The sequence below is a fragment of the Noviherbaspirillum denitrificans genome (assembly GCF_002211445.1).
Taxonomy (GTDB): domain Bacteria; phylum Pseudomonadota; class Gammaproteobacteria; order Burkholderiales; family Burkholderiaceae_D; genus Noviherbaspirillum; species Noviherbaspirillum denitrificans.
On record NZ_LSTO01000001.1, the window covers coordinates 4,296,813 to 4,299,203 of the forward strand.

The 2,391-nt window shown below is 64.2% G+C and carries 2 protein-coding genes; one reads left to right on the top strand and one right to left on the bottom strand.

Annotated features, from left to right (window positions below; genetic code table 11):
- Positions 1-680, top strand: a 680-nt coding sequence (locus AYR66_RS20800; protein WP_206047240.1) for a porin, incomplete at its 5' end; no start/stop codon positions are given.
- Positions 681-771: 91 nt separating this feature from the next.
- Here the strand turns inward: AYR66_RS20800 and AYR66_RS20805 are convergent.
- Positions 772-2,241, bottom strand: coding sequence for a bifunctional serine/threonine-protein kinase/universal stress protein (locus AYR66_RS20805; protein ID WP_088709093.1), 1,470 nt, complete (start codon positions 2,239-2,241; stop codon positions 772-774).
- Positions 2,242-2,391 lie beyond the last annotated feature (150 nt).

Sequence of the window (2,391 nt, forward strand, 5' to 3'; positions counted from 1 at the left end):
AGCAACTGCTCGATCCGTTCAACCACAAATACACCGGCATCGTTCCGCTGTCGTCCGGCGCCGGCACCACGCTGCCGGCAGCTGCAACGACGGCTGGCCTGAGCGCATCCGCGTCGTCGGGCACGCGCTTCAACAACGACATCCAGTACACCGGCACGTTCGGCCCGGTCACGGTGCGCGCCGAGTACGCATTGGGCGAAGTCGCCGGCGACACCAGCCGCAGCGCGGCGCAAGCGGTCGGCGCCAGCTACACCGGCGGTCCATTGCTGCTGGCTGGCACCTACACGAAGAAGGAAACCGCGACCGGCTTCGACAACAAGGCTTACGTGGTCGGCGGCGGCTACAAATTCGGCGAGCTCCAGTTCAAGGCCGGCTACTCGAATGAAGAACAGGCAACCGCCGCCGCGGGCGACTTCGAGAACAACGTCGCCTGGGCGGGCGCGAGCTACCAGCTGTCCCCGGCGCTCGAACTCACCGCTGCGTATTACCGCTCGAAGTTTGAAAGCCGCACCACGACCGGCACGCGCAACCTGGCGATTGTCGGCGCGGCGTACGCCTTGTCGAAGCGCACCAACCTGTATGCGGAAGTGGACCTGAACCGTTACAAGGGCGCGCTGATCCCTGCATCCACCCAAACCAGGCAGACGGGATTCTCCGCCGGAGTGATGCACCTGTTCTAAGTCATGTCTCAACCAGGGTTGAGCTTTGGCCCGCTCGATGAGCGGGCCTTTTTTATGTGTGTAGAGAATGCAGGGCGCGCTCGCGCACCGGTCAGTTCCCGGTCCCTGCCTGCATGTTTTCGGACTGTTGCGGCTTGACCGGCTGCAGACTCGGCTGCGACGTGCCGCCGGGCGTTTTCACCACGGTCACGGTGCATTCCGCCAGCGCCACGACTTCCGACGACACGCTGCCAAGATAGCGCCGGAAAGCGGAACTGCCGCGCGACCCGATGACAATGTGATCGACCGCATTGACCTTTGCATAATCGATGATCGCCGTGGCCGCGTCGGGTGCTTCCAGCACATGGTAGGTAATTTTTTCCGCCGGGATGTTCAGCGGCCTTGCCCAGTGCTTCAGCCCGACCAGGTGCTTGACGTGGATGTTGCGGCCTTCCTTGTCCACCAGTTCATCCATGCCGATGCGGTTGGTTTTCTGCACCGTCACGCAGGCGAGGCGCGCGCCAGGTTCGGTCTGCAGCACGCGGCGCGCGGCCACGCGCAGCGATTCGGCGAGCGCTTCGGAACCATAGTTGAGGTCGATCGCGACCACGATGATCGGCGCACGCGTGAGCTGGGTGGAGGCCGACTGCTGCGGCACGTATTCCATCCCGACCGAGCGGAACCAGCGGCGGATCATCTTGAACAGTCCTTCGCGCACGCGCTTTTCGGCGCGGGCGGTCAGCTTCACCTGCTCCGGGTGCTGCAGTTCGAGCGCGAGCTGCGCGGCGGTGTCATGCCGCTTGTCGGGATTGACCTCGAGGCAGCGCAGGATCAGTTCCTGCAGCCATTTCGGGATCTGCGGATTGAGCGAGCGCGGCGGTACCGGGTCGCGGTAGAGCCGGCGGCGCAGGCCGGAAACAGTGGTCGGGAAGCCATAGGGGCGTTCACCGGTCGCAAGGTGGTACATCAGCACGCCCAGCGCAAACAGGTCGCTGCGCGGGTCGTTACGGATGTGCATCACCTGTTCCGGCGAGATGTAGGGGCCGGTGCCCATTGGCAGGCGGAATTCCTCGGCCAGCAGGTCCGGCAATTTGTCGTGCCGCGCCAGGCCGTAATCGATGAGGATGACTTCGCCCGTCTCGTGGAACATGATGTTGCTCGGCTTGACATCGAGGTGGATCACGTTCTGCCGGTGCAGGTCATGCAGCGCGGTGGCGACGCGGATGCCGATCGACACGACTTCATCGATCGGCAACGGTGCCTCGTCAAAACGGGAGCGCAGCGACTTGCCGGCGATCTCTTCCATCACGATGTAGGGCTGGCCGGTGAAGTCGCCCGACGCAACGAAATGCGGGACGTGGATGCCGGTCAGCTTCGGCATGATCATCTGCTCGACCTCGAAGCCGACGATGGCCGCCGGATCGGTGTTGTCGCCGAGGATGGGGATCTTCATGAGAAGCCGCGGATCGTCCGGCTTGCCGTCGACCCGGGTTACGTGCCACAGCGTTGCCATCCCGCCCTTGTGCAGCTTCTCCTCGACGCGGAAGCCGTCGATCACCATGCCGGGCGTGAGGCGGCTCATCTTCCGTGCTCTAGGCGGTTGCCGATGCTTTGCGGCAGGCCTGCCGCGCGGATCTTGGCGGCGGCGGATTCGTAATCGTAGGGGACGCGGAAATAGACCAGCTCGTTGGTCGCGTCGTCGAACAGCGCATAGCAGGCGGCGGGATTGCCG

Excerpts from the sequence above, each read along its gene's own strand:
- AYR66_RS20805 (WP_088709093.1), bottom strand. The coding sequence starts at position 2,241 with ATGAGCCGCCTCACGCCCGGCATGGTGATCGACGGCTTCCGCGTCGAG.